The following is a 23,915-nucleotide window of genomic DNA, read 5'->3' on the forward strand; positions in this document are numbered from 1 at the left end:
TGACGGTCAAAAAAAATTAGTCTACATAATAACAGTTATTCTCTTGCTCGGAGTAGTCCGGATGGTACAACAGCTCTTGCATGAGTTCAAATGCGACCTCCGCTTTGTCCCCCTGAAAAAGAATCTTCTCTACACGCTCCCCCAGCATTTGCGGGGAATTGCAGGTGCAGATTACGGTCAGATGCTCAAAATCTCCAGACTTCTCCACATAGCTGCCAATGAATTCATTGATCACAATCGCCTGCTTGAAGCGGTGATGAGCCGTCGCCGAAAGCAGATCCTGAAGCTCGCGGATTTCGAAGACTGCATCGTCAGACAGAGGAACACAGCTGCGGATATAGCGGGTAAGGAGTGAATTATTGAAGCTCTCCATAATCAAACAGACCTGCGACAGATCGTCCGGCAGAGCCTTTTCAAGCGCTGAACGGTAATTGTACACCACCTGCTTGAACAGCTTATCTTCAATCATGCTGTCGATCAGGATCAGGGGAATGCCCTCGACAAAGTGTCTGGAAATCGAGTAGAAGGAGGCGTCCTGTGCATCGATGAGAAACACGGCTTCCAGCTTGCGTTCCACGATAATGTCCAGCGAAGGGTTGCCGGTATCCAGAGAATAGAGCAGCGTATGATAACCGGCTGCTGTAAGCCGCTGCTCCAAAGTATGAATGAAGGCGAGCTGGGCATGCAGCTTCCAGTAAGGCAACTGCCTGGATCTGTGGACCAATACACCTACCAGACCGGTTTTTTGGTTGGCGAGTGAACGGGCTGCCAGATTCGGAATATAATGCAGCTCTTCGGCCAGCTGCAGGATCTGGCGGCGTGTCTTTTCAGGAATGGTCTGATTATCCACACGATTCAGCACATAGCTTACGGTGGCAACGGATACGTTGGCCCGGATGGCGATGTCCTTCATAGTTGTTTTTTTCAACAGCCCAATCTCCTATCTGTCAATTTCCTAAAGATTAACATTAGCTTAGCCCGGGAGTCAATCCTCGAAATTCGTGTCATAAAAAACCTTTTATTTCTTGGTATTGATATAATATGTAAATTATTGTAGTATCAGCTTAATCGGTTAAGTCTACCGATTGTTGTCTATCCTTTACTCTATTACGGGAGGCGGTTATGCATGGACAATGTGGTGTTGTATCCCTTCAACAAGATTACGCAAGGGATCATCAGGTTCAGGGATTTAACAGATTTTACGGTAAGGGCGGTTATTGATTTTGTCCTGCATAAGGGTAAAGACGCAGCTGAACTGGTGGAAGGCCAAGCGGCAGGAATTCCAATTACGGACAATTTTGAAGAGATGTTCGGCATTGCGGATACCCTGATTCTGAATGATCCGGGAACTTCGTTCGGAAATAACGAAGGCGTATACGGCGAGCATAACCTCAGTCAGCTGTGGAGATTGCTGGTTGCCTCTGCCCATGAGCATAAGCTGAGAATCATCAGTGTGCATGAAATTATTGACCGCCCTACCCTGGATTGGTTGCTTAAGAATGGAATTACGATTGAGATTCTGCCGCAAATCCCCGCAAGTCTGCAGCACCGGCTCCATACAGAATATATATTTCCTTCCCCTGGAGATGAAGTAGCCACTTATTTATCCTATTTTGATATAGACGCACAAATAACCGCTTATAACCGCAATATATGCAAGGTGGGGATATTCGCAACAAGAGGCTGCCTCGGAAAGTTCACGGCTCAAATGTCATTGTTCCGGGCTCTTCGGCAGGCAGGAGAGAAGGTCCAGGCGATTATAACCGAGCCTACGGCTGCGCTCTTCAACCAGCCGGGCGGTGATATCATGAAATTTATTGCCCATAATCCGCTGAACCAATATCCGTACTACATTCACGCGGCTGTCCGGGAAGCGGAGAGCACAGGCTGTGATTATGTCCTGTTGTCAGGTCAAGGTTCGTTGCTCCCGAATGAGAATTTCGTGATTGCAGCAACCAAAGTCTCTTATTTACGGGCCTTGCAGCCGGACTTGACGATCCTGATTGCAGGCTACGATGATGATGAGCAGATCAGAGACAGCCTCGATATTCTCCGCATTTACGGAAATGCCAGCCGGCCGTTTGCTATTCTGATTCCGGATAAATACGAGGTTGATTTTGGAGAATACATCTCGAAGACCCCGGAGGAAATAGAGCAGCGCAAGGAAGAAATCCGCAGCCGCTTTGATGCCGCGCATGTGGAATCGGTGCTGGACATTGGCAGGCTGGCAGGCAAGCTGGCTAACTATAAAAAGACTGTCAGATTATGATCCGGGGGAGGCGGCGAAGATGAAGAGAGTTGTACTGTATCCCTTCAATAAAATCACGCAGGGCCTGCTGCGTTTCCGTGACCTGCTGGACGTCGAGATCGTATCGGTCATCGACTTTGTGGAGGAAGACGGGCAGGATGCCGGAGCGCAGGTGGACGGGAAGCATTCGGGGATTCTGATCCATTCGTCGATGGCAGACGGTCTGAAGGACGCGGACACCCTGATTCTGAATGATCCCGGCACCACTTTTGGCGGGAATTCAAGTGTATTCGCTGAACATGATCTTGCCGGATTATGGCGGGAATTGGTCTTATACGCATCCGGCCGGGGCTTAAAGGTGGTCAGTGTGCATGAAATTTATGACCGGGCTACCCTGGACTGGATGGCGGAGCAGCAAATACAGATCGATGTGGTTCACAGCCCCAGGGAGCAGCTTTTTCAGGAGATGGATAAGCGCTATGGCACGGGCGGAACGGATATTGAGCGCTATCTGGAACAGTTCGAAAAGGAAGCTTTGATGTTTTCCCGTCCCAGATCAATTAAGAGAGTCGGGATTTTTGCCACCCGGGGTTGCATCGGGAAGTTTACCGTACAGATGAATCTCTACAGGCAATTCGCAGCGGAGGGCATTCCGGCGACAGCTTTCATCACAGAGCCGACCGGGTTCCTGTTCGGGCAGCCTGAAGGGGATATCTTCAAGTTCCTGGCACAACGCCCGTTGGAGCAGTATCCGTACTATATCGATACTGTGATTCATCATGCCCAGGACAGCGGCAGTGACTGGATCATTATGGCGGGGCAAAGCTCCATTCTTCCCACTATGAATATAGCGTTCAATTCTCTGAGATATGCGATGCTGCGGGCATTTGATCCGGAATATGTTCTGCTGATTGCCGATTATGATGATGACGGCGCCATTCATGATGCGATTGAAATGTTAAGAATCTACTCCAGACGGCCGCTTGCCCTGCTGCTGCCGGATAAGCTGGAAACCTCTTACGGGCAATACGAAATCTATCCCCACGAACGGAGAATGGCCCGGAAGCTTGAACTGGAACAGAAATTTCAAATTCATGTCCTCTTCATCGAACAGGCGGAAGCGGCGCTGAACCTTCTCCTGGAGGAAGCGGATGCCATTCCGGCCGGTTCTGGTAAGTAATTATGCTGCATCCGGGCGAATGCATCTATCAGATTGTCACCGACCGGTTCTGTGAAGGCAATCCCGCAGGCCTGCCTGTAGTGTACTATGGAACCGAGCAGTACATGAGCGGTGGAGATGATCCCCACAACCGTGCCATGATGAGCTCCTTCAGCAGGGAGACAACGGCCTACCGGCTTGTGGCGCAGCTTAATCGCTTAAGAGCCTGTAATCTTGCGATTGGTTATGGCAGTACGAAGCTGCTGTATGTCAATTCGGGGGTGCTGGTATTCGAGCGCAGCTGCAAGAGGGATGTGGCACTGATCCTAATTAACCAGGAAGACAATGCGCAAATTCTGCCTTCATTGGCAACTTCGCTGCCGCAAGGTGCTTACTCCAGCCTCCTTAAGGATATTTATCCAGACCACCCGGCGGTTGCGGGAGCCGAAGGAGACATGCAGAATGTAATGCTGGCACCGCGGTCTGCCTTTGTCTATTCTTATGAGTCTGATCTTGAGAAGCCGGCAGCCGTCCATGTCTATCCCAAAGCAGCGGCGCCGGGAAGCGAGTTTATAATCCGGGGCAGACATTTGGGCGATACCGGCTGTCTGACGGTTGGCGGCTGTGAGGCGGCTGTAATCTCATGGCAATCCGGGAAGATCGTTGCCAGGGTTCCGGCGGTTCCGGCAGGCGTACATCCTGTACAGGGTCTGTCAGAAGGGGGGCAGAAGTTCCGGCTCCCGGAAGAACTGAAGGTGTGGACAGGAATGCTGGTTACGGTAAGGCTGGTGCTCAAGAACGTACACACTGATTTTGATACCCGGGTCTATGTGACGGGGAATGTGTATGAGCTTGGAGCCTGGCAGGCGGAGAGGGCGGCAGGGCCATTTTACAACCAGATCGTCTACCGGTATCCAACCTGGTATTGCGATATCAGCCTGCCGGCGGATTCCCGGATCGAGTTCAAAATTATGCTTAGGAGCGGCTCCGGAATGATGCGCTTGGAGCAGGGAGAGGCTCATTGCTTTCATACACCTGCGGAGGGAGTATCCGAAATAATAGCGGAGTGGCAGGGAGCCTGCCAGGAATCCTTTCAATTGTCCGAAGGAGATGCTGCATATGGATGAGAGACTGCAGTTTGACGGAACACACCTGACCTTTCAAACTGCGCTGGATGAAGAGAGAAGACGGCTGATTGCCTGGCATTTTAAAAGCAGCTGGCTTGAGCTGCAGCAGGCTGTCCGGCTGACCACTCTCTCTTCCGAGAATAAATTTGCGCAGTTTCTGTTCCCGGTGGACAGGCCGCTCGGGCAAACGCTGGAGATGCGGGTTCCGAGGCCGGGCAGCCGCTACTATTACGCGGATTTAGGGATTATTAAAAAAGTGCAAACGTTTGTACCAATTTTGAGATCTAATGTGTTATTTATTTGTGATGACGGCAGCCCGATGTATTCGGACTGGTTCTCCTTCCAAAGAGATCATGCTTCGCCTCCGCTGCTGGAGCAAAATACATGGTGGGAATTCTTCACGGGGTATTCACTTTCTGCACATTGAGAGATTCGGAGGGGACAACCTATGCAATCAAGCACATCTGTCTTAATCCTGTCCTGGGAGTATCCGCCTGTGGTGATCGGAGGAATGGCCCCGCATGTCTATGAATTGTCCAGGCATTTGGCCTGCGGGCCGGCCGAGGTCCATGTAATTACCAATAGCGCCCCAGGACGGCCCGTTCTGGAAGTGGAGAACGGCGTATACGTGCACCGTGTGAATTCTTATGAGAACTTGACCGATTTCGAGGATTGGGTGCTTGAGTTCAATCTGGCAATTGTAGATTACGTTGCCTCCCGGCTCAGCGGGAACGTAAGGCTTGATCTTATTCATGCGCATGATTGGCTGGTCGGCTATGCCGCCCTTCTGCTGCATCAGCGGCTGGGATTACCGCTTGTGACAACGATCCATGCTACAGAGTTTGGGAGGAATCAGGGGTTGTTCACGCCTCAGCAGCACATGATTCATGCCATCGAGCATGAACTGGTCACTTCGTCAGACAAGGTCATTGTATGCAGCATGCATATGCAGCGGGAGGTCTGCACTGTGCATGGTCTTGACAAGTCCAGGACGGAGATTATCCCTAACGGCATTGATCTCTGTTCGTTGGAGCTGATTCCGGCGCATTCCTTCAGAAGGGAGCATTACGCGCAGGATGGCGGCAAGATCGTCCTGTTCATTGGAAGACTGGTGAAGGAAAAAGGGGTACAGGTGCTGCTGCAAAGTATACATGAGGTGCTGCGCGAATTCCCGCACTGCACCTGTATTATCGCAGGCCGGGGACCGATGTCCGCCGAGCTTGAGGACCGTGCGGCTGAGCTGGGGACAAGCATACGCTTCACCGGCTTCGTAGACAGCCAGGAGAAAAGCTTTCTGCTCCAGCTTGCCGATGTCTGTGTATTTCCCAGTTTGTATGAGCCCTTCGGCATTGTGGCGCTGGAAGCGATGGGGAGCGGTACACCGGTAATTGTGTCAGAAGCGGGAGGGCTGGCCGAGATTGTTGAGCATGGGCGGACCGGACTCACCAGCATGTCCGGAGACCCTGGCATGCTGGCGGCCCGGATTCTGCAGCTGCTCCGTGACCCTGATGAGGGAAGTCTGCTTGCGGAAGCAGCCCGGAGGGAAGTTCTGCTGCGGTATGATTGGCAGCCCATTGCGGACAGAACCGGAGAAGTCTATTCCACGCTGAGCGGCGTGAGATTATAAGGAAGGGAAGATGCCGGATGACATCTTTTATAACGCTCAAGGAAGAGATTATTGATCTATCGCTCTGCGCGTCTTGCGGATTGTGCGCTGCAGTATGTCCCCAAGGCCTGCTTGCGATGAACGGCGATTCCGTTTCGCTTCCGGTCTTTCAGGGTCTGGAGAGCCAGGCGGAGGACACCTGCGGCAGCTGCAATCTCTGCTCGGAGGTGTGTCCGGGCTATGATACAGGTGTGATGGAATCCGAGCGGCGCATCTTTGGCCGCAACCGTTCGGAGCTTGAACGCTGGACCGGTATCTACTTATCTACCCATCAGTTTTCGGCGGCGGACCCGGAAATTCTCGGCCGGGCGGCAGCCGGCGGGGCGGGAACGATCCTGGCGGTTACCGCGCTGGAGGAGAAGCTTGCTGACGCAGTGATTGTTGTGGGGAGAGATGAGGAGCGTCCCTGGGTACCGAAGGCCTACCTGGCCGATTCGGTGGAACGGATTATCGAGTGTGCGCAGACCAGCTACTGCATCACTCCCAACCTGGATCTGCTGCAGGATGACAGATATGACAAGATCGGCATTATAGGCGTGCCTTGCCAGATTCAAGGAATCCACAAGCTGCTGAATCTGCCGGAGCACTTGCCGTCCTCTGTGCTGGCAGACAAAGTGGCGTTCACGATTGAGCTGGGCTGCGCCTCCAGCACCTCACTGGGCGGTACCGAGCATCTGATTACGGAGATTTTGGGGATTGAATTGGCTGACGTTGCTGTGATGCGCTACCGGGAGGGGCAATATCCGGGGCAATTCATGGTCAAGACCCGGCAGGGGCAGGAGCATTATCTGCCTTTTTACCGGCTGGTGGAGGAATTCAAAAAGTTCAAAACCTTCCGCTGCCTCGCTTGCCCGGACTGGTGGTCAGGGATCGCCGATATTTCGATTTCGGATGGAGATCCTAATATTTTTGATTCCAGCAAAGAAGGAATATCTGCTAAGGCATCCTCCACGGTAATGGTGCGAACGAAAACAGGGGCCCGCCTGCTTGAGCTTGCGGTGCGCCGGAATGCGGCCCGGCTGGTCGATTACACGTTTGATAATAATCTTGGACTGGAGCGGAAACGGCAGCGGTACCGCAGCTATGCGGCGATGGGCGACCGGCGGATTCCGCTGGCTCCCGGCAGAGATATGGATTATTCGCAAATACTCTCCGATGACGAGGTGATCAGAATTGGGATTGGTCCGAAACAGGGTCGGCCTGCCGGCCAAATGTGATTTGCAGATTAAGGCGAAGCGGGAGGTGTGCTCCTTCGAATTCCATTCGGTTCCGGGAGACAAATCCATCTCCCAGCGGGCCATTGTCCTGAACGCTATCGCCGAAGGCCAAGGTACGGTGTACAATGTGCTGCGTTCCCGTGACATTGAGAGCTGCATCACGATTCTGCGCCAATTGGGTGTAAGGATTGCCTGGAATGGGGATGAGCTGTCCGTGCATGGACAAGGGCTGCGGGGCCTGCAGGCACCGGCTGGCAGGCTTGAGGTCGGGAATACGGCCACTTCGGCCCGTTTGATGTTGTCTGTACTGGCGGGACAGTCCTTTGCAGCGGAACTGGGCGGGAACGCACTGCTCTCGGCAAGACCCATGGACTGGGTTGTTCAGCCGCTGACGGATATGGGGGCGGTGATTGAATATCTTGGGGCCAAAGGCTGCCTGCCTTTGCGGATACAGGGAGCGTCCCCATTGTCCCCTATAGACATGGAAGCCACTGTATTCAGCGCACAGGAAAAGTCAGCCCTGCTGTTCGCGGGATTATATGCAGAGGGAATCACACGTTACCGGCAACGCTGCCAAAGCCGGGATCACACCGAACGCCTGATGCATTATTTCGGCATAGATATTCATTCCGATAACGATGTTACCTTCCTGAAGGGAGGGAATGCCTTCTGCGCCAAGGATGTAATGGTTCCCGGTGATATGTCCTCGGCGGCTTTTCTGCTGGCTGCATACGCTATTCGGGGAGTGGACCGCAAGGGCAGCCTGCTGATCAAGCAGGTGGGTGTCAATCCAACCCGGAGCGGGTTCATCCGGCTGCTTGCAGAGATGGGACTTCATTTGACGCTGCAAGCGGAAGCGGAGCTGATCTCCGGGGAACCGGTCGCAGATATCTACTGCACACCGGGAACCCGGTTGTCCTCTGTCTTAGCTGAAGGCAACGGGCGCATACAGAGCCTGATTGACGAAGTTCCTTTGCTGGCAGCGGTATCGGCATTTGCGGAAGGGAACACTGTGATCCGCGATTGCGGGGAATTAAGAGACAAGGATACGAACCGGATTCAGACCACCGCAGGGGTGCTAAAAGCTTTTGGCGTGGAAACCTCCTGCAGTGATGACGAGATGGTCATTCATGGCGGCCGGCCTCTATCCCCTGCCATCGTAAACAGCTGTGGTGATCACCGGATCGCCATGACCGCCGCTGTATTGGCCAGCAGCTTGGATGAGCCTTCGATCATCCGCAACTGCGGCTGTATCAACGTTTCCTATCCGGGCTTCGTAGAGGATCTTTCGCAGTTTGCGCATATCGATGTTTTGCCCGCAGAATGATGCGGCCTGTTCCGCTTGAAAAGCCCCCGGCACTGTAAGATACGGTGCCGGTTTTTTTTGAAAGAATTTATATGTTTTGGGGGAACTGACTTCCCCTTATTTAATTGTAATATAGTGTGGGAGAATATGGATGTACCGGAAGCCTCACAGGAATATCCGCGATGCAGGAGGATAGGGCTCCATCCGCGGACTGATGCAGACAGAGGAGCCCTTATTTCGCCAAAAATCTTACTTTATCTACAGTTACGGACTCAGGAGTCGTTATTTCGTTCGAATGAGCCTGGAATCAAGGGGAAAGGGACAAATAAGGGCATCTCAGTCCGTTAGTCCTACGGAATAGCCGAATCTTCTCTCAATAAGGGCTCTCCTGTCCGTAACGGCTGCGGATCGATCGCGAAGGAATAGGGCGATCCGCTTTTACCGGCTTCTTCGCAGGTGCTAGTTGGAAAAAGGGAACTTATTTTTCCGAAAATTAAGAAATCCTGAGATTGAAGTGGAAAAAGTAAACTTAATTGGGGTACTTTTCTGGTCCAATGGCGAAACGGGCTGAATTAGTGTCCCTTTTTCCACTTCATCTGCCCGAGGATAGGGTACTCCGGCAAATTAGTGTCCCTTTTTCCACTTAAAAAGTTGCCGTAGGATTCATGGGGAGTCGTTCTTCAGGTAACGCTAGACCAAGACGGCTGTCCCGTGGAGGACGGCTCAGCCGTTTTGGTTCGCGCTTGAGGATGAAATCCGGAAGCGCCTGCACGTTCCCTGAAGAGCGGCGCTGCCCTGCGGCTGTGATGCCAGCAGGCCAAGCAGCTATTCCGCCTGCTCCTTCCTCTGGGAGAGCAGCCGGTCTGCTGCCTGCTGCTGCCGGTATTGTCCGGGAGTTTGCCCTGTCCGGGCTTTGAAGATCTTATTGAAGTAGCTTACATTCGCATACCCGACATCCCGGCAGATCTCCTCGATGGTCAGATCGAGCTGCAGCAGTTCCATGGCCCGCTTGATCCGCAGCTGGATTAAATAATCGTTAATCGTCATCCCTGTAGACTCCTTGAAGATACGGCTTAGATAGGAGGAGCTGCGCTGCACGTGTTCAGCAACCGTGTCTACAGAAATATTTTTATTAAAATTGACATCCATATAATCCGTTGCCAGCTGCAGGGTCACATCCGTCATCTTCGAACGTTTCTCCTTGTGGTAGGCGATGATCCTGCCGCACATGTCCAGCAGGCACTCTTCCATATCCGGCAGCGTTTCCGCACGCGACAGCACATCTGCGTAAGCCGGTCTGTCCCCGAAGACGGCGGACATGTCGCCACGGGTCTGGACAAGCGTCTTCATGATCTCCCCGCTCAGCTGAAAAAACAGCTGCTGGATATTCGCCTTCCCCAGCTTTCTGTCAATCGCCGTCCGGGTGATTTGCCGGATGGCACCAAAGCATTGCTCCTTGTCTGTCTGCAGCAAGGCCTGGAGCAGCTTCGTTTCCAGCTCATACGGATAATAATAAGCTTCTTCCTGTGACTTCCAGTCGCCCAGGATGCCGTATGGCAGAATTTCGCCCTTGCCGATGTACATTTTCAGATTGAGTGCTTCCAGGGTATCTTCGTAGGCTGAGCACACGCTTTGCTCACCGCTATAATTCCGGCTGACGGCAATGGTCACGTTCAGGCTGTAGCGGGTCAGCAGAAGCTGCTTCAGCCGCTTGGCCTGCTCCAGCGGGAAGTCGTCCTCCTCCGCAGGAACGTTCAGCAGGATGACGGTCCGCTTGTCATCCTTGGCGAAGATTTCGCCGTCGATATCGGCTCCGAGCTCTTCCATAAGCCCATAACGGAACAGATAGAACTGGATGCCGTCAGGCCCTTTTACCGGATAAGGCTCTTCCAGCTCAAGGGTCAGTACGGCAAACCGGGTGAAATCCAGCCGGAGCCCCAGCAGCTCCGCTGCCTGATCTGTGCTGTCTCCCTGGATGAGGCCGTTCAGATATTTCTCCTTGATCGCTGTATGGTTATCGGTCAGAAGGGAATCCACCTTCCGCTTCTCTGTCATCAGGGTTTCCCAGTTGCGGACCAGCTGATCATAGATATGACGGATGAAGCCCGCTTCGTCGCCGGCGGGAAGAGGGCTGCCTGATCCGCCCCGCTGGCCGGCCTCGGAACCGCCGATATAGGAGATCACGCTCTGCAGCGGGCGGTACAATCTTCTGGACAAATAAAAAGAAATCGCAAATGCCACCGTCAGGTAGGTAGCCGCAACAGTGACGACAATGAACTTGATCCGGTCCATCCCTTGCAGAAGACTGGAGCGTTTGGTAATATCAACGAATCTCCAGCCTGTCAGTTCCGAGGTGGTGTAAGAAACGATCCGGTCGGAATCATCCATATAGTAGCCGCTTCCGCCGGTCAGGCGGGCAGGGTCCAGCTGCGCCAGCAGGGAATCCCCGTCAGCAGAATCGGAATAGAGCAGCTCAGAATGGGGCCCTAATACAAGAGTGGCGCCTTTTTTATTATGGTAATGGCTCAAATAGTCGTCGAACAGCAGCTGCAGCTTCAGATTCATAACGATGGCGCCGTTCACCTGACCGATTAACGGCATCTTTTGCAGCAGGCTGGCGGCAGGCTGATCCGGCTCGAAGCCGTCCATCCGTCCGGTTAACCAGAGCGTGCGGTTGTCGGACTGCTGCTTCCAGACTTCCAGCCAGGAGCGGTCGGCAAAAGTGGAGATAGGAGAGGTCCGGATTTCGGGACGCGATGTCAGGACAAGCTCCAAAGGAGCGTAATACAAATAGATGGAATCAATGTAGGGACTGATTTTTTTCTGCGCCTCCACAAAATTGGATAAATCAATCATGGAGCTTACACTCAGCTTGCCGCTGCCATTAGTATGGTACAGATACGACTGGGTTGTGATCATGCCGGAGGCGGCATATTTGATCGCGGTCAGCTCTTTGTGAATAAGTTCCTGCTGCTGGGTCAGGATCGATTCATTGTATGCGATGGCATTCTGGATGCTGTTGTCCGCCGAAATGGAATAAGTGACCGTGGAGATGAGAATGACGGTGATCACGGCAATTGCGGTCAAGGAAAGAAGCAGCTTGACGAACATCGTGTTATGTTTGATCGAGCGGTATCCCGGCAATGCACTCACTCCACTTCTTAAGATGATTACGCTTTCAAATTCAAGCGGCAAAAACGAAACATCAATACGGGGATTATATCACAGAAGTGTCCTCCGGGAAGGGGAAGCCGGAAAAACATTAAAAAAACAGAAAAACATAATGCGGTTTCAGCCGCAGAAGTGGCCAAAAACATAAAAAGAATCGAAACAGAGGATTGTGTACCTTGGCGGAGAAGCTTATCGTAAATGTTGTAACCGCTACCATCACCCGGACCAAAGCCGGGCGGCGGTGAACATGGCGGTGAACATACTTGTTTTAATAGGGGGACTACCAGTGCAGATGAAACTCAAGAAATTCAGCAAAACCCTTCTACCCGCAATGTTGACAGCGGGCCTGCTGGCCGGCTGCGGCGGCAACGGCGGGAACAATGCGGCGGCACCGGATGCCAGCGCAGGCGCAAATGCCGGAACAAAAGCAGAAGCTCCTATGGAAATTACCTGGGGCATCCATCTTCAGGCTCCGGGGGTTGTAGAAAACTCCCAAGTCCAGAAGTGGCTGGAAGAGAAGTTCAATGTAAAGATCAAGCCGGTAAAGGTAACGGATGCCAGTATTGCCTCCGGTGAGGTTCCCGATATCTTCATGCTTGGCGATCCCGCCAATGTGACGGCATATCAGAACCAGGGCGTCCTGATGAACCTGGACCAGAACATGCTGAAGGAAAAGATGCCGGAATATTACGCGGATATTGAAAAAAACAATGCGCTGTTCCAAACGGTGACTATTGACGATAAGCTATGGGCCATCCCCATGTTCATCGATTTGAAGCCATATGATTTAGGGATGCTCTGGCGCAAGGATTGGCTGGATAAGGTAGGCATAACGAAGGCTCCCGAGACGCTGGATGAGTTCGAGAAGGCCATCTATGCCTTTGCACAGAAGGATCCGGACGGAAATGGCCAAAAAGATACGTACGGCTTGACAGGTACGGCAACCTCCACCTGGTCATCCGGCTTCTACTCCATCTTCGGTGCGTTCGGTGTGGAGCCGACGATGTGGCATGAGAAGAACGGGGAGATCATGAACGGCTCTGTCATGCCGGAAACGAAGGAAGCCCTGGCTAAGCTGCGGCAGTGGTTCGCTGACGGGGTTATTGATCCTGAATTTATCACCGATACCCAGGATTCCTACCGCAAAAAACTCTACAATAACCGGATCGGTGTGATCGAGGAGCAGATTGCTAAGGGTGCGCTCCCGGATGCAGCGACCGTGACGGAAATGAAGTCCCTGAATCCGAGTGCGGAGCTGGTGTTCACCAAGAATCCGAAGGGTCCCGGCGGCGACGGCTCGTGGGATTGGGGAGTGAAGAGCAACTTTATCGTGATCAGCAACAAAGTGAAGGACCAGCCGGAGAAGCTCAACAAACTGTTCGAGATCTTGAGGGCAGAGAGCACTGACGAAGAAACCATCAATATGACCAGCCTCGGGGTAAAAGGGACCCATTGGGACTTCACGGAGAGCGGAGCAACTTCAGGAGCTACCCAGTTTAAGGCCGGCTTCGAGAAGGCAGAGGAACGCGACCAGGCCGGCATCCGGCTCTTCTCGCTCGGCAACATCACGACGCAGGCATACCGCGAGAAGTATTCCAATCCTGCTCTGAATGAAGCGATTAAAACCTATTCCTCCGCTCCCAGACAGACGGATGCGCTGTTGTTCTCGGCGCTGCCTTCCGACGGCAAATACAAAAACGATTTGACTTCACTGATGCAGAAATATTTCGCCCAAATCATCAGCGGTGAAATTCCGCTCGAAGATTTCGATAAGTTCGTTGCGGAATGGAAATCCAGAGGCGGCGATGAATTGACCAAAGAAGCCAACGAGATGTACCAGGCTCAATTCAAAAAATAAATAGCGTTTCAGGGGAGTGTAAGATGAAAACCATACGAAAGCATGGAGAATTATTGGCGCTGTTTCTGTTTGCCTTTGCGTTTTTCATTGTTTTTAAATATGGTCCGCTGTATGGCGTGGTCATTGCATTTAAGGATTTCAAGGTCGTGGATGGAATATGGGGGAGTCCGTGGGTAGGATTTCAGCATTTCCAGGAGCTGTTTCAGAGCAGCGACTTTTACCGTCTTCTTAAAAACACCCTGCTTTTGAACTTTTATCAGCTGGTCTTTGCATTCCCGGCTCCGATTATTCTGGCGATTCTGCTGAACGAGGTCCGCTCCCGGTATTTCCAGAGATTCATTCAGACGACGATGTATCTGCCCCATTTCGTCTCTTGGGTAATCATGTCGGGTCTGCTCATCTATTTTCTGTCGCCGACTACAGGGATTATGGCTGACATCATGGGCTGGTTCGGAAAGGAGCCTATCTTCTTCATGGGCAAAAAGGAATATTTCCGGTCCATCGTCGTAGGCTCCTCCATACTAAAAGACTTGGGCTGGGGTTCCATCATCTATTTCGCCGCTTTGTCGGGGATTAACCCGGAAATTCAGGAATCGGCCATCATCGACGGGGCGAACCGCTGGCAGCGGATCATCCGGATCAATGTCCCGTCGATCATGCCTACCATATCGATTATGTTTATCCTCAGTCTCGGCGGTTTCTTAAGTGCAAATTTTGAACAAATCATCAATCTGCTTAACCCGGTCACCTTTGAAACAGGCGATGTTATCGATACTTACGTCTACCGGGTCGGCCTGCAGCAATTCCAATACAGCTACACAGCAGCTATCGGCTTATTCAAGTCGCTTGTGGGACTTGTGCTCATTCTGGGTGCCAATCTGACCGTGAAGAAGCTGAGCAAAGGGGAAAACGGATTATGGTAGGAGCAGGAGGAAGTCAGTCATGAAGACGAGAAAATGGCAGGATCTTATTACACCCGCTATCATCTATTTGGTGTTATCATTGCTCGCGCTGATCGTCGTATACCCATTCATTCATGTTACGGCGGTTTCCTTCAGCGGACGCGGGGAAGCGCTCCGGAGCGGATTTCACTTTTTTCCACGGGACTTTGAATGGAGGGCGTACCGGGAGCTGCTGGAATATCCGTTCATTTGGTCGGGTTATGCCAATACCGTGTTCCGCATGGTGGTGGGAACGCTCTTGACGCTGCTGGTCACCGTCTGCGCCGCCTATCCGCTGTCACGCCCGGATTTTCCTATGAAGCGTGTCCTGATCATGCTGATACTGTTCACTATGATCTTTGAGGGGGGCATCGTCCCGAACTATCTGCTCATCAAAGAACTGCATTTGCTGAATTCGCGGTGGGTTTATGTACTGCCTACAGCAGCTAATGCCTTCCAGGTTCTGGTGATGCTCTCATTCTTCCGGTCCATACCGGATGCGCTGATTGAGGCGGCCCGCATCGACGGAGCCAGGGACATGCGGATCTTGTTCCGCATTGTGCTGCCGCTCTCCATCCCGTCCCTGGTGACGATCGGGCTCTGGTCGCTCGTTCACCACATCAATGCATTTATGGATAATCTGCTGTATGTCACCGATCAGTCGAAGTACGTGCTGCAGCAAGTCGTCCGGCAGATTCTCATTGAGAACAAGCTGGACCCGTTCACTACGGCTACGAATCTGACACCTCCTGCACCGGAGAGTCTAAAGATGGCATCAGTGATCGTATGCTCCTTGCCGGTGCTTGTTCTCTACCCGTTCTTGCTTAAATACTTTGAGAAAGGAACGATGATTGGTTCAGTGAAAGGGTAAGCTCCGCTTCGAGGGAACCTCACGGTTCCCTTTCAGATACTCCAATCGATAAGGAGGTATGTAAATAAAATGAAAAAAAGAACGTTCATTGTCTTATCGATCATTGCGTTAATAGTAGGATGTTTCCCGGCCGCGGCGATTCAAGCAGAGGAGTCACACAGTTCCGAAGCAGTCTATTATGTATCTGAAAATGGAAGCGATTCCAATTCAGGGACCAAGGATAAGCCCTTCCTTACCCTGGAGAAGGCCAGAGATGCTATCCGCCAGCTGAAGCAGGGCGCGGGACTGCCTGACGGCGGCGTTACCGTGTATCTGCGGGGCGGCACATACAACCGGACCGGAAGCTTCCTGCTGGAGGAGCAGGATTCGGGGACGGCGGACAAACCGGTTACCTACAAGGCTTATCCTGGCGAATCCGTGAGGCTGAGCGGTGGCCGGCAGCTCCAGAAAGGGTGGTTCACCCCGGTGACAGACCCGTCGGTCCTGAACCGGATCATCAGCACAGACGCAAGATCCAAGGTTCTGCAGGCAGACCTGAAGGGGCATGGCATTACCGATTACGGGGTCATGAGCCGCCATGGATATTACAAAGCCAACGATGTTAGCCAGACTCCGCCCATGGAGCTGTACATCGAAGGCGAAGGAATGACCCTGGCCCGGTGGCCCAACAAAGGGACGGTCCAGATGGGCAATATTATTGACCCCGGTCCGACCCGTAAAGATGCTGATCTGCAGACACGCGGAGGCACCTTTACGTACACCTATGAACGGCCTGATCTTTGGACCCAGGCGGATGATATCTGGCTGGACGGGATCTTCGGCTACAGCTGGGAATGGTCATATAACAAAATCGCTTCGATTGATACGCAGAACAAGTCCATCACGCTGGCTTACGGGGAGATGAGCGGACTTTTTAAAAACTGGTACCCGGACTTCCATTTCGCCCAGAACCTGCTGGAAGAGATCGACATGCCGGGAGAATATTATATTGACCGGAGCAAAGGCAAGCTGTATTTCATGCCCACAGCAGCCTTCCAGGCGGCAAACCCGGAAATTACCGTGTCCATGCTGAAGACCCCCATGATCAGTACGTTAAATACGTCTTTTGTCACCTTTGAGGATCTGATTCTGGAGAATGGGCGGGATTCGGGGGCGGTCATCATGGGCGGCGACAGTGTCCGGCTGGTGCACTGCGAAATCCGCAACTTCACCGAAGGCGGCGTACGGATCAATACCCAGAGCCGCTGGCTGTACAATGACTTCGCCAAGGGCACAGGGGTTAACCATGCGATTGTCAGCACGCATATCCATCATGTCGGAGGAACGGGAGTCATTCTGAACGGCGGGGACAGGCTGACGCTTGCGCCAGGCAATAATGTGGTGGAGAACAGCCATATCCATGATTTTGCCTATTACCATAAAGCGTACAACCCGGCCGTGATTCTGACGGGAGCAGGCAACCGCATTTCCCATAATGAAATTCACGATGCCCCGCATCCCGGTATTCTGATCTTCGGGAACGACCAGGTAGTGGAATACAACAACATCTATGATGTCTGCAAAACCTTTTCGGATCTCGGCGCGATCTACATGAATCTGGGTGCTGCGCCGCAGGAGCGGGGTTCGGTCATCCGGGGGAATTACTTCCACCATATCGGGGAAAGCAAAGCGGGTGTGCAGGGCGTCTATCCGGACAATTTCACGATGGGGATGACGATTGAACAAAATATTTTCTACCGGATGGGCAATTCCGCCATTCTGAACAACGGCGGATCGCATATCCGCACCAAGAACAATCTCTTTATTGACGCTAAGGTTCCTTATGAGTACTCGGATATGTACTTGGGTGACGGGCCGGAGCAGCAGATCAACAAAAACTATATGCAGCCGTGGCATGCCTTATTCGAAAAATACAACAACTTCGCCGGCATGCCGCATCTGACCAAGTACCCGGAGCTGGCCGATTTCTTCACGGAGAACCGGTATTATCCTGACACCAACACGTTCCAGAACAATGTGATCTACAATCCGACCAAAACGAGAGGCCCCAACCTAAATGAGAATGGAGCCTACGATAAGTTAAAACTGGTTCAATACGCGAACAACTGGGTGACGGACCGCGATCCGGGATTCGTAAACCTGGCGGGCGGTGATCTGAATCTGAAGGCGAATGCCGAGGTGTTCCAGCAGATTCCCGGCTTCCAGACGGTTCCCTTCAGCGAGATGGGGATTATAGGCAAGGCCGGCCCTTATCTGGCTCCGGATGTGATCCCTGTCAAAGGAGTCGTGCTGTATGAGGATGCGGTAACCCTGGGTATCGGAAAAACGTACAGCTTGTACTCGGCAGTTCTTCCCTGGAATGCAACGAATAATAAATTGCAGTATACCTCCAGCGATCCTTCTGTAGTGAAGGTGGACGCAGACGGCAAGCTGAAGGGGGTTAATCTGGGGAATGCAGTCATCACGGCAGCCTCCGCAGACAACCCTCTCTTGAAGGACGAAGTCCAGGTGACGGTCGAGGTCGGAGACGGGATAATGGATGAAACGACTTTTGAAAACGGCCGGAACAGCTGGCCGATGGATGCGAACCGGACCATTGTGGAGACTGACGGCGGCAACCACATGTATAAGCTGCTGAAGGGTGCTACAACGCTGAACGAGAACGACTTCAGCAACTACGAGCTGACCTTCAAGCTGAAGACGCCTCCGGTGATCCCGGAATCGGCGACGCTCTATGTGTTCGACCGGCTGAATCCGGGCGGCAGCGGAGGCAGAATCGGATACAAGAAGCTGGCCGACGGAACCTCTTCCTGGATTCTCTATAATGCGGCCTGGGGTACGGTGAAGCAGAATACGCTGGCCACTCAGGACCTGCTGCCGGATACCGTCTACACCATGAAGATCATTGTCAAGGGCCACGAGATCAGTGTCTACCTGGATGGCAAGCTCAAGCTGAAGGGCACTGATCCGACCTCTAATCCTTCCGGCAAAGTCGGATTCTACGCCGGCGGCTTCGACTATCTCTTGTTCGACGACATCAAATTTACGGTGCCGACAAAGGATGTGGCTGGCTTGCTGCTCGATAAGAGCAGCGTCAACATGGTGATGAATGAGCAGCAGCAGCTGCAGGTCCAGTTCGACCCGTCGGACGCCGAGAATCGTGCTGTTGTCTGGAAGTCCAGCCATCCGGAGATCGCTTCTGTCGATGGGAACGGAACCGTCACGGCTCTGGGCACAGGGGAGGCTGTGGTAACCGTTGCCTCGGCCGTCAATCCGTCGGCTTCAGCCTCAGCCCGGATCGTGGTTTCGAATATCCTTCACTTCACGGATTACGATACAGGAGCGAACGGATGGCCGGTAGATCCGAACCGCAGCATTGTGACGGTGAACGGAAACAAAATGTACAAAATACTGAAGGGGGCTTCCGCGCTTCATCCGAAGCTTTTTACGGACTACGATCTGACCTTCAAGCTGAAAACACCAGCGGACATGCCGGAAGCGGGTACATTTTATGTGTATGACCGTACCGCCTCCGGCAACTCCGGCAAGATCGCATACAAAAAATTGGCAGATGGCACCTCGCAGTGGATTCTGTACAGCCCGAATTGGACGGTGCTTCAAACCAAGAATTTTGCAGCCGCAGACCTGCAGCCGGATACGGAATACAACATCCGTGTTCTGGCCGAGGGTTCCAGCATCCGCGTATATGTGAACGGTGAACTGAGATTGGATGGTACAGATTCTGCCCATAACCCGTCAGGAACGGTAGGTTTCTATGTGGGCGGCTTCAGCGCAATGTGGATTGACGACGTCAAGTTTACAATGATTGACCGGGCCGCTCCTGTAACTACAGCTGTTATGACCCCTGCACTTCCTGACGGTTCGGACGGCTGGTATACTCACCCGGTGACAGTAGAGCTGAAAGCTTCAGATACGGATTCTGGTGTGACTGACACCGTATACAGCGTAAATGGCGGTACAGATTGGCTGCCATACCAGGGGCCGGTAACCTTCAGCCGGGATGGACGCTATTCGGTACAGTACCGCTCGGTTGACTCCGCCGGAAATACGGGCGACATTCAGACCTTGAGCTTCAAGCTGGATGGCAGCGCCCCTGAACTAACCGTTGCGGAACCGGCCGCGAGAGCTTATGCAGGTGCGGAAACGCTGACATTATCGTGGACCGCCGCCGATGTCATATCCGGGGTGGCTGACGGCAAGACCGCTGCGCTGCTGGATAGTGAAGCGGTAGAGCAGGGGGCTTCGGTTCCGCTGTACACGCTGGATCTTGGCAGCCACACGTTGGCCGTGTCCGCCAGCGATGGCGCGGGGAATACGCAGGAGCGCACAGTGACGTTCTCCACCTATGCCGACGTTCATTCGCTGAAAGCGCTGGTCAGCCTGTTCAGGCAAAAATCGTGGATTGACAACCACGGCATTGCGAACAGTCTGAGCACGAAACTGGACCACGGTCAAGTGGAGGCCTTCATTCATCAGGTGCAGGCCCAAAACGGCAAGCATATCCAGTCTGAAGCCGCTTCCTATCTGCTGCGGGATGCGAACGATATCTTGGGAAGGGTGGGAACGCAGGACTAAGCTTAGGACCGATCTGCGGTTGAATTGGAGTAAGAATGAACACAACGGCTGCGTCGTCCTCTACTGGACAGCGCAGCCGTTGTTCCCCGTAATATATAATATTAAGCATGTGCTAATAAAGGCACACAGAACTTTGAATTTTTGTCTAAGGTAAAGTTAGACTTTATAAAGAGCACATCACCGTTGTTGTCCATCCACTCATACGGTACTTTATCAGTGAATGGATCCGGTGTGAAATGAAAATGAATATATCCTGTTTGTTCATTAGCAATACGATTAATTAATCGATTTAAGTTAACGTAAGATTGGCTAACTACATCATATAGATTTAGTACATGATCTTCTTGTTGATAGACAATAATAGCCTCGTCCTCTTGCGAATAATATATTGATTCGGGAAATACTTTTATAGCGTAAAACATAAAGAGTCCTTGGTTATTACTAACACCAAATTGATCTGAAACAGGTCTGCGAGACAAAACCATTTTTTTGATAAATGCCAAGTCTTCTTTATTGGAGCAATTCAGCTTGCGCAAGGTGGTATCCGCATGTGGAGTGGGATAATATTTAAGCTTCAATTGTGATTCACCAACAGATTTAAATCCATATTTTGGGTAAAAATCAATCACAGTACTATTAGCGAATAAGAAAAAGATATCACAATCGTGCTCATAAATATCTAGAACATGCCTCATCAATTTTCCAGAAAGTCCTTTCCCCCTAAAATCGGGATGAGTCATAACCGTTCCAATTTGAATCGCTTTTTTATTTGACCCGTTTATCAACAAGTCCATTTTGCTAACTGAAACATTGGCAATGACGACATCCTCTCTGATGAAGGAATGGCATATATAACGATCATCCCAGAATCCTTTCTGGTACCAATCTTCAAAGTTAAGATCAAAGACCAGAGACGCTAGATCATTAAAACTATCTCTGTAAACTTTACGATCTTTGTAATCATTAATTAAGTCTATTTCATCAATATCTATATTTTCATTAGAAAACACAACTATTCCCCCTATGGTCTTTATGTTCACACTCCTACAGTTTACTATTGGAAGTTTTATTATATAAGGTAAACATCAGGTATAACTAAACTATCCTGCCCGAGGGAGCGTAACGAAAAGGCAGCCGATCATCTGGCCGGCTGCCGTCGTGTCTGAATCCAATTATCATTCTATTGATTTCGCAGGCTCAGCCATTAGACACGCTTAATTCATTTCATTATATCGTTCGACTGCCTTGCTTAGAAGATAATTGAAATTCTCAGGTGTACCATCTGTAGTGTTCAAGAACTGGCCGTTCAGGTCAGAATCAGATACAGGTTCCTTCTTATTGATGCGTTCAATGATTTTTGAAGCGGCTGCCTTTGCCTCAGTGGCTGAATGAACATAGCTCTCGATACTGAAGCTGTTAATCCCTTCTTTTTGAATTCGTTCCTTGTCTTTTAAGATTGTCATGAGCGCACTCAGATCTGCGGTCATGATGTCGTATTTGGCTTTAAACTTCGTCATATCAAGCTGCAGCACATTGCCGGCGGTGATTCCCTGTTCATCCATTTCAATGGCCGTAGCCTCGGCATCTATCATGAACTTCAAGGCATTATACCTGATCTGCTGGTCTGCATCCTTGAGTTTTTGCAGTTCAGCCAGCCGCTGCTCATTACCCAATTTTTGCAAAGCCGTGAAGTATTGGTTGGCGACAGTCTCGTAAGCGATATTGGCACTTACCACCTTGGTATGCAGCTGTTTTCCTTTTGCGAAATCATCATCCACGTAGCCCCTTGTATCATAGTAGGCTTTCATATCGTCCAGGACGGACAACAAATCTTTGATGACCGGTGTCAGTTTGATCACTAGAGGGTCTGCGTCCGCAAAAGCAGGCTGGCTTGCAGTATAGCCGTTCGCTTTATCAACAACTTCCCGCTCAGTTTCAGCAACGTCGAGCATGATGAAGCTGAAGTTCTTCTCGATTACAGGCTGTGTATCAACTCCGAACTTCTCGAAATAATGAACCAGAACCTCATTAATTCTACCTGTCATCAGGTTATTCAGCCCCACATACGCATTGTATTTATCGATTTCTTTCCTCTCGCCGGACGTAACGCCTGCAGGCGCTTGATCGACGGTGGATGTAATGGCAGAACAAGCGGACAACATTGCACCTAACAGGATAACAGCAATAACGAATGATAGTTTTCTCAAAAAGTGATTCCTCCGACTGAGTAATTTAACGTGCTTTTCTTTTGTAAGATGTCTGAATAGGAGGGGGAACAACTGGTCTCTTCTGGCCGATTAAATTCCCTCTTCGCCGCATATCAATGTTGATTGTAAAAAACATCTTTTCAATTTTAAAATTATTTGGTGAATAGGTCTTGAGACTTGAGTAGCAAAATTATTAAAATTCTTGATTTTGAGTCAAAAGCACCTTTTTCGCCTAATACTGCTGGATAAATTGCAATTGAATGTTGCTGGCCCAGCCTGAGCATCAAATCATTTCGAACAGGGGCAGCTTACGGATAGATCCGCTTCCCTTCTTCATTACACAAATTAACTTACTTGGATGTGTTTAAAAACCAAACACTTCTTCCAACCGCTTCACTTGCTTAGTCTGCAATGAAGGGAGTTCATACCTTGCTAACGCAGGGAGATCATGCCATCCTGTACAAAAACAGAGCCTTGGACGAAATTGTCCAAGGCTCTGTTGGGTCTGTCAACGCAGTGTCTGGAGGTACAGCATCTAGCTGCGCAGCACCCCGCTATCCGGGTGTGAACTGGAGCTCGGGAAAAATCCAGGCGTAGGACTGATAATAGCCGCTGTTAATGTTTTTATTCCCGGTTATCGGGCGATAAGGGGAAACGAAACGTTCATATTCAGGATCACTGTAAATCCTGGACATGGCTTCGTACAAATCCAGCGGCCATGTATCGGAAGCCAGCGGAGCCGGGAATTTCTGAGCGTCGCCGTAAGGCCATTCCGCTATGCGCCCATCGGCATAATAAAAGAAGGTATCGAGTGCCTTCTTGACGCTTTTTCCGCCCGGAGAGGTCCAGTGGAACAAATTCTCGCCGGTAGTGTCAGCGACTAGCTTGATGGCAGCCGTGAGGGGAGCAAGGGAGAAATAATGATACCAGACCGCATTGCTTCCTCTTGTTGTTTCTTCCGGAATGAGTCCGGAAGTTTCAAGAGAGCTGTCTATATGCTCCTTGAGGTTGGCGACTTCTTCAGCAAAACGGGCTTGGTCGCCCATCAGGCGGAACAAGGATAATTGGGCATACAAGCTCCAGCTCCACCAGTTGTTCCGGAGCGGAATGCGATCCCACTCGGGCAGGCACACACCGGTCATCCAGGCAATGAACTGGTCTTGGTTCTCCTTGCGCCAGCCGGAATAGCCTTGGAGCAGCCCGGCCGCCTGGATCAGCCCTGTTCCCAGATAGGCGGAGACCAGCGGGCCGTCATCACCGGTCAGCACCTTGTTGATGGCCGCCCAGCCATCAATCAATTCCAGCGCTTTATCCGCATATTCGGCCCTGCCGGTGTGGCCGAAGGCCAACGCCGTTGTGCAGGCCGCCTGGGCATCCTCTTCCATCAACCGTTTGGCTGCCTGATGGCCGGCCATGTCGAAATAAAAGCCGGGAATATCCCATGCCGGAACGGCGTGGCAGCTAACGGACATACTGTCATTTGCAACTTGCAGCAGCTGTTGTAATGCAGGCTGGGTGTTCATAAGTGCATCTATCCTTTCGGTTTCC

16 protein-coding genes are annotated in these 23,915 nt (G+C 51.6%); 11 read left to right on the forward strand and 5 right to left on the reverse strand.

Going from position 1 to position 23,915, the window contains the following annotated elements:
• Positions 1-16: 16 nt before the first annotated feature.
• Positions 17-928 carry a LacI family DNA-binding transcriptional regulator gene (locus PRIO_RS08795; protein WP_020427653.1) on the reverse strand — a complete coding sequence of 304 codons (912 nt, stop codon included), beginning with the start codon at positions 926-928 and terminating at the stop codon, positions 17-19.
• Positions 929-1,126: 198 nt separating this feature from the next.
• Between PRIO_RS08795 and PRIO_RS08800 the strand changes: the two genes are divergently transcribed.
• From PRIO_RS08800 to aroA, 7 genes are read left to right on the forward strand one after another with little or no spacing between them, the layout of a single operon-like run.
• Complete coding sequence (locus PRIO_RS08800; protein WP_046501931.1) at positions 1,127-2,269, forward strand: DUF1611 domain-containing protein; 1,143 nt, start codon at positions 1,127-1,129, stop codon at positions 2,267-2,269.
• A 19-nt stretch (positions 2,270-2,288) separates the two neighbouring features.
• On the forward strand, positions 2,289-3,428 hold the full coding sequence (locus PRIO_RS08805; protein ID WP_020427652.1) for a DUF1611 domain-containing protein: 1,140 nt from the start codon (positions 2,289-2,291) through the stop codon (positions 3,426-3,428).
• A gap of 2 nt (positions 3,429-3,430) precedes the next feature.
• Positions 3,431-4,534, forward strand: a complete 1,104-nt coding sequence (locus PRIO_RS08810; protein WP_052741430.1) for a carbohydrate-binding module family 20 domain-containing protein — start codon at positions 3,431-3,433, stop codon at positions 4,532-4,534.
• Entirely contained in the window at positions 4,527-4,961 is a 435-nt protein-coding gene (locus tag PRIO_RS08815; RefSeq protein WP_020427650.1) for a hypothetical protein, read from the forward strand. Before PRIO_RS08810 ends, PRIO_RS08815 begins: the two co-directional genes overlap by 8 nt.
• 21 nt (positions 4,962-4,982) lie before the next feature.
• Positions 4,983-6,161, forward strand: coding sequence for a glycosyltransferase family 4 protein (locus tag PRIO_RS08820; RefSeq protein ID WP_020427649.1), 1,179 nt, complete (start codon positions 4,983-4,985; stop codon positions 6,159-6,161).
• A gap of 17 nt (positions 6,162-6,178) precedes the next feature.
• Complete coding sequence (locus PRIO_RS08825; RefSeq protein ID WP_046501935.1) at positions 6,179-7,417, forward strand: Coenzyme F420 hydrogenase/dehydrogenase, beta subunit C-terminal domain; 1,239 nt, start codon at positions 6,179-6,181, stop codon at positions 7,415-7,417.
• A complete protein-coding gene (gene aroA, locus PRIO_RS08830) occupies positions 7,374-8,744 on the forward strand; it encodes a 3-phosphoshikimate 1-carboxyvinyltransferase (protein ID WP_020427647.1) in 1,371 nt (456 codons plus the stop codon). Before PRIO_RS08825 ends, aroA begins: the two co-directional genes overlap by 44 nt.
• Positions 8,745-9,548: 804 nt before the next feature.
• Here the strand turns inward: aroA and PRIO_RS08835 are convergent.
• Positions 9,549-11,867 carry a helix-turn-helix domain-containing protein gene (locus tag PRIO_RS08835; RefSeq protein ID WP_020432017.1) on the reverse strand — a complete coding sequence of 773 codons (2,319 nt, stop codon included), beginning with the start codon at positions 11,865-11,867 and terminating at the stop codon, positions 9,549-9,551.
• 313 nt (positions 11,868-12,180) lie between these two features.
• On the opposite strand from PRIO_RS08835, the gene PRIO_RS08840 reads away from it, so the two are divergent.
• The 4 genes from PRIO_RS08840 (at position 12,181) to PRIO_RS08855 (ending at position 20,160) form a co-directional block, all read left to right on the forward strand.
• Positions 12,181-13,752 (forward strand): extracellular solute-binding protein, encoded by a 1,572-nt coding sequence (locus tag PRIO_RS08840; protein WP_020432016.1) that lies wholly within the window; start codon positions 12,181-12,183, stop codon positions 13,750-13,752.
• Between the two features lie 23 nt (positions 13,753-13,775).
• Positions 13,776-14,675, forward strand: coding sequence for an ABC transporter permease (locus PRIO_RS08845; protein WP_020432015.1), 900 nt, complete (start codon positions 13,776-13,778; stop codon positions 14,673-14,675).
• Positions 14,676-14,694: 19 nt separating this feature from the next.
• Positions 14,695-15,564, forward strand: coding sequence for a carbohydrate ABC transporter permease (locus tag PRIO_RS08850; protein ID WP_020432009.1), 870 nt, complete (start codon positions 14,695-14,697; stop codon positions 15,562-15,564).
• Between the two features lie 69 nt (positions 15,565-15,633).
• Entirely contained in the window at positions 15,634-20,160 is a 4,527-nt protein-coding gene (locus PRIO_RS08855) for an OmpL47-type beta-barrel domain-containing protein (RefSeq protein WP_046501940.1), read from the forward strand.
• 101 nt (positions 20,161-20,261) lie between these two features.
• Here PRIO_RS08855 and PRIO_RS08860 read toward each other — a convergent pair whose 3' ends face one another.
• The 3 genes from PRIO_RS08860 to PRIO_RS08870 all read right to left on the reverse strand — a co-directional run bounded on the left by PRIO_RS08860 (position 20,262) and on the right by PRIO_RS08870 (position 23,890).
• A complete protein-coding gene (locus PRIO_RS08860; protein ID WP_052741431.1) occupies positions 20,262-21,170 on the reverse strand; it encodes a GNAT family N-acetyltransferase in 909 nt (302 codons plus the stop codon).
• Between the two features lie 204 nt (positions 21,171-21,374).
• Entirely contained in the window at positions 21,375-22,367 is a 993-nt protein-coding gene (locus PRIO_RS08865) for a YiiG family protein (RefSeq protein WP_020432458.1), read from the reverse strand.
• Positions 22,368-22,921: 554 nt separating this feature from the next.
• Positions 22,922-23,890 (reverse strand): alginate lyase family protein, encoded by a 969-nt coding sequence (locus PRIO_RS08870; RefSeq protein ID WP_020432451.1) that lies wholly within the window; start codon positions 23,888-23,890, stop codon positions 22,922-22,924.
• Positions 23,891-23,915 lie beyond the last annotated feature (25 nt).

The organism is Paenibacillus riograndensis SBR5, from assembly GCF_000981585.1.
GTDB classification, from domain to species: domain Bacteria; phylum Bacillota; class Bacilli; order Paenibacillales; family Paenibacillaceae; genus Paenibacillus_AQ; species Paenibacillus_AQ riograndensis.

Bases quoted from the DNA above. Each gene is read 5' to 3' on its own strand.
- PRIO_RS08800 (WP_046501931.1), top strand. From the start codon at position 1,127: ATGGACAATGTGGTGTTGTATCCCTTCAACAAGATTACGCAAGGGATC.
- PRIO_RS08805 (WP_020427652.1), top strand. From the start codon at position 2,289: ATGAAGAGAGTTGTACTGTATCCCTTCAATAAAATCACGCAGGGCCTG.
- PRIO_RS08810 (WP_052741430.1), top strand. From the start codon at position 3,431: ATGCTGCATCCGGGCGAATGCATCTATCAGATTGTCACCGACCGGTTC.
- PRIO_RS08815 (WP_020427650.1), top strand. From the start codon at position 4,527: ATGGATGAGAGACTGCAGTTTGACGGAACACACCTGACCTTTCAAACT.
- PRIO_RS08820 (WP_020427649.1), top strand. From the start codon at position 4,983: ATGCAATCAAGCACATCTGTCTTAATCCTGTCCTGGGAGTATCCGCCT.
- PRIO_RS08825 (WP_046501935.1), top strand. From the start codon at position 6,179: ATGACATCTTTTATAACGCTCAAGGAAGAGATTATTGATCTATCGCTC.
- PRIO_RS08845 (WP_020432015.1), top strand. From the start codon at position 13,776: ATGAAAACCATACGAAAGCATGGAGAATTATTGGCGCTGTTTCTGTTT.
- PRIO_RS08850 (WP_020432009.1), top strand. From the start codon at position 14,695: ATGAAGACGAGAAAATGGCAGGATCTTATTACACCCGCTATCATCTAT.
- PRIO_RS08855 (WP_046501940.1), top strand. From the start codon at position 15,634: ATGAAAAAAAGAACGTTCATTGTCTTATCGATCATTGCGTTAATAGTA.
- PRIO_RS08870 (WP_020432451.1), bottom strand. From the start codon at position 23,890: ATGAACACCCAGCCTGCATTACAACAGCTGCTGCAAGTTGCAAATGAC.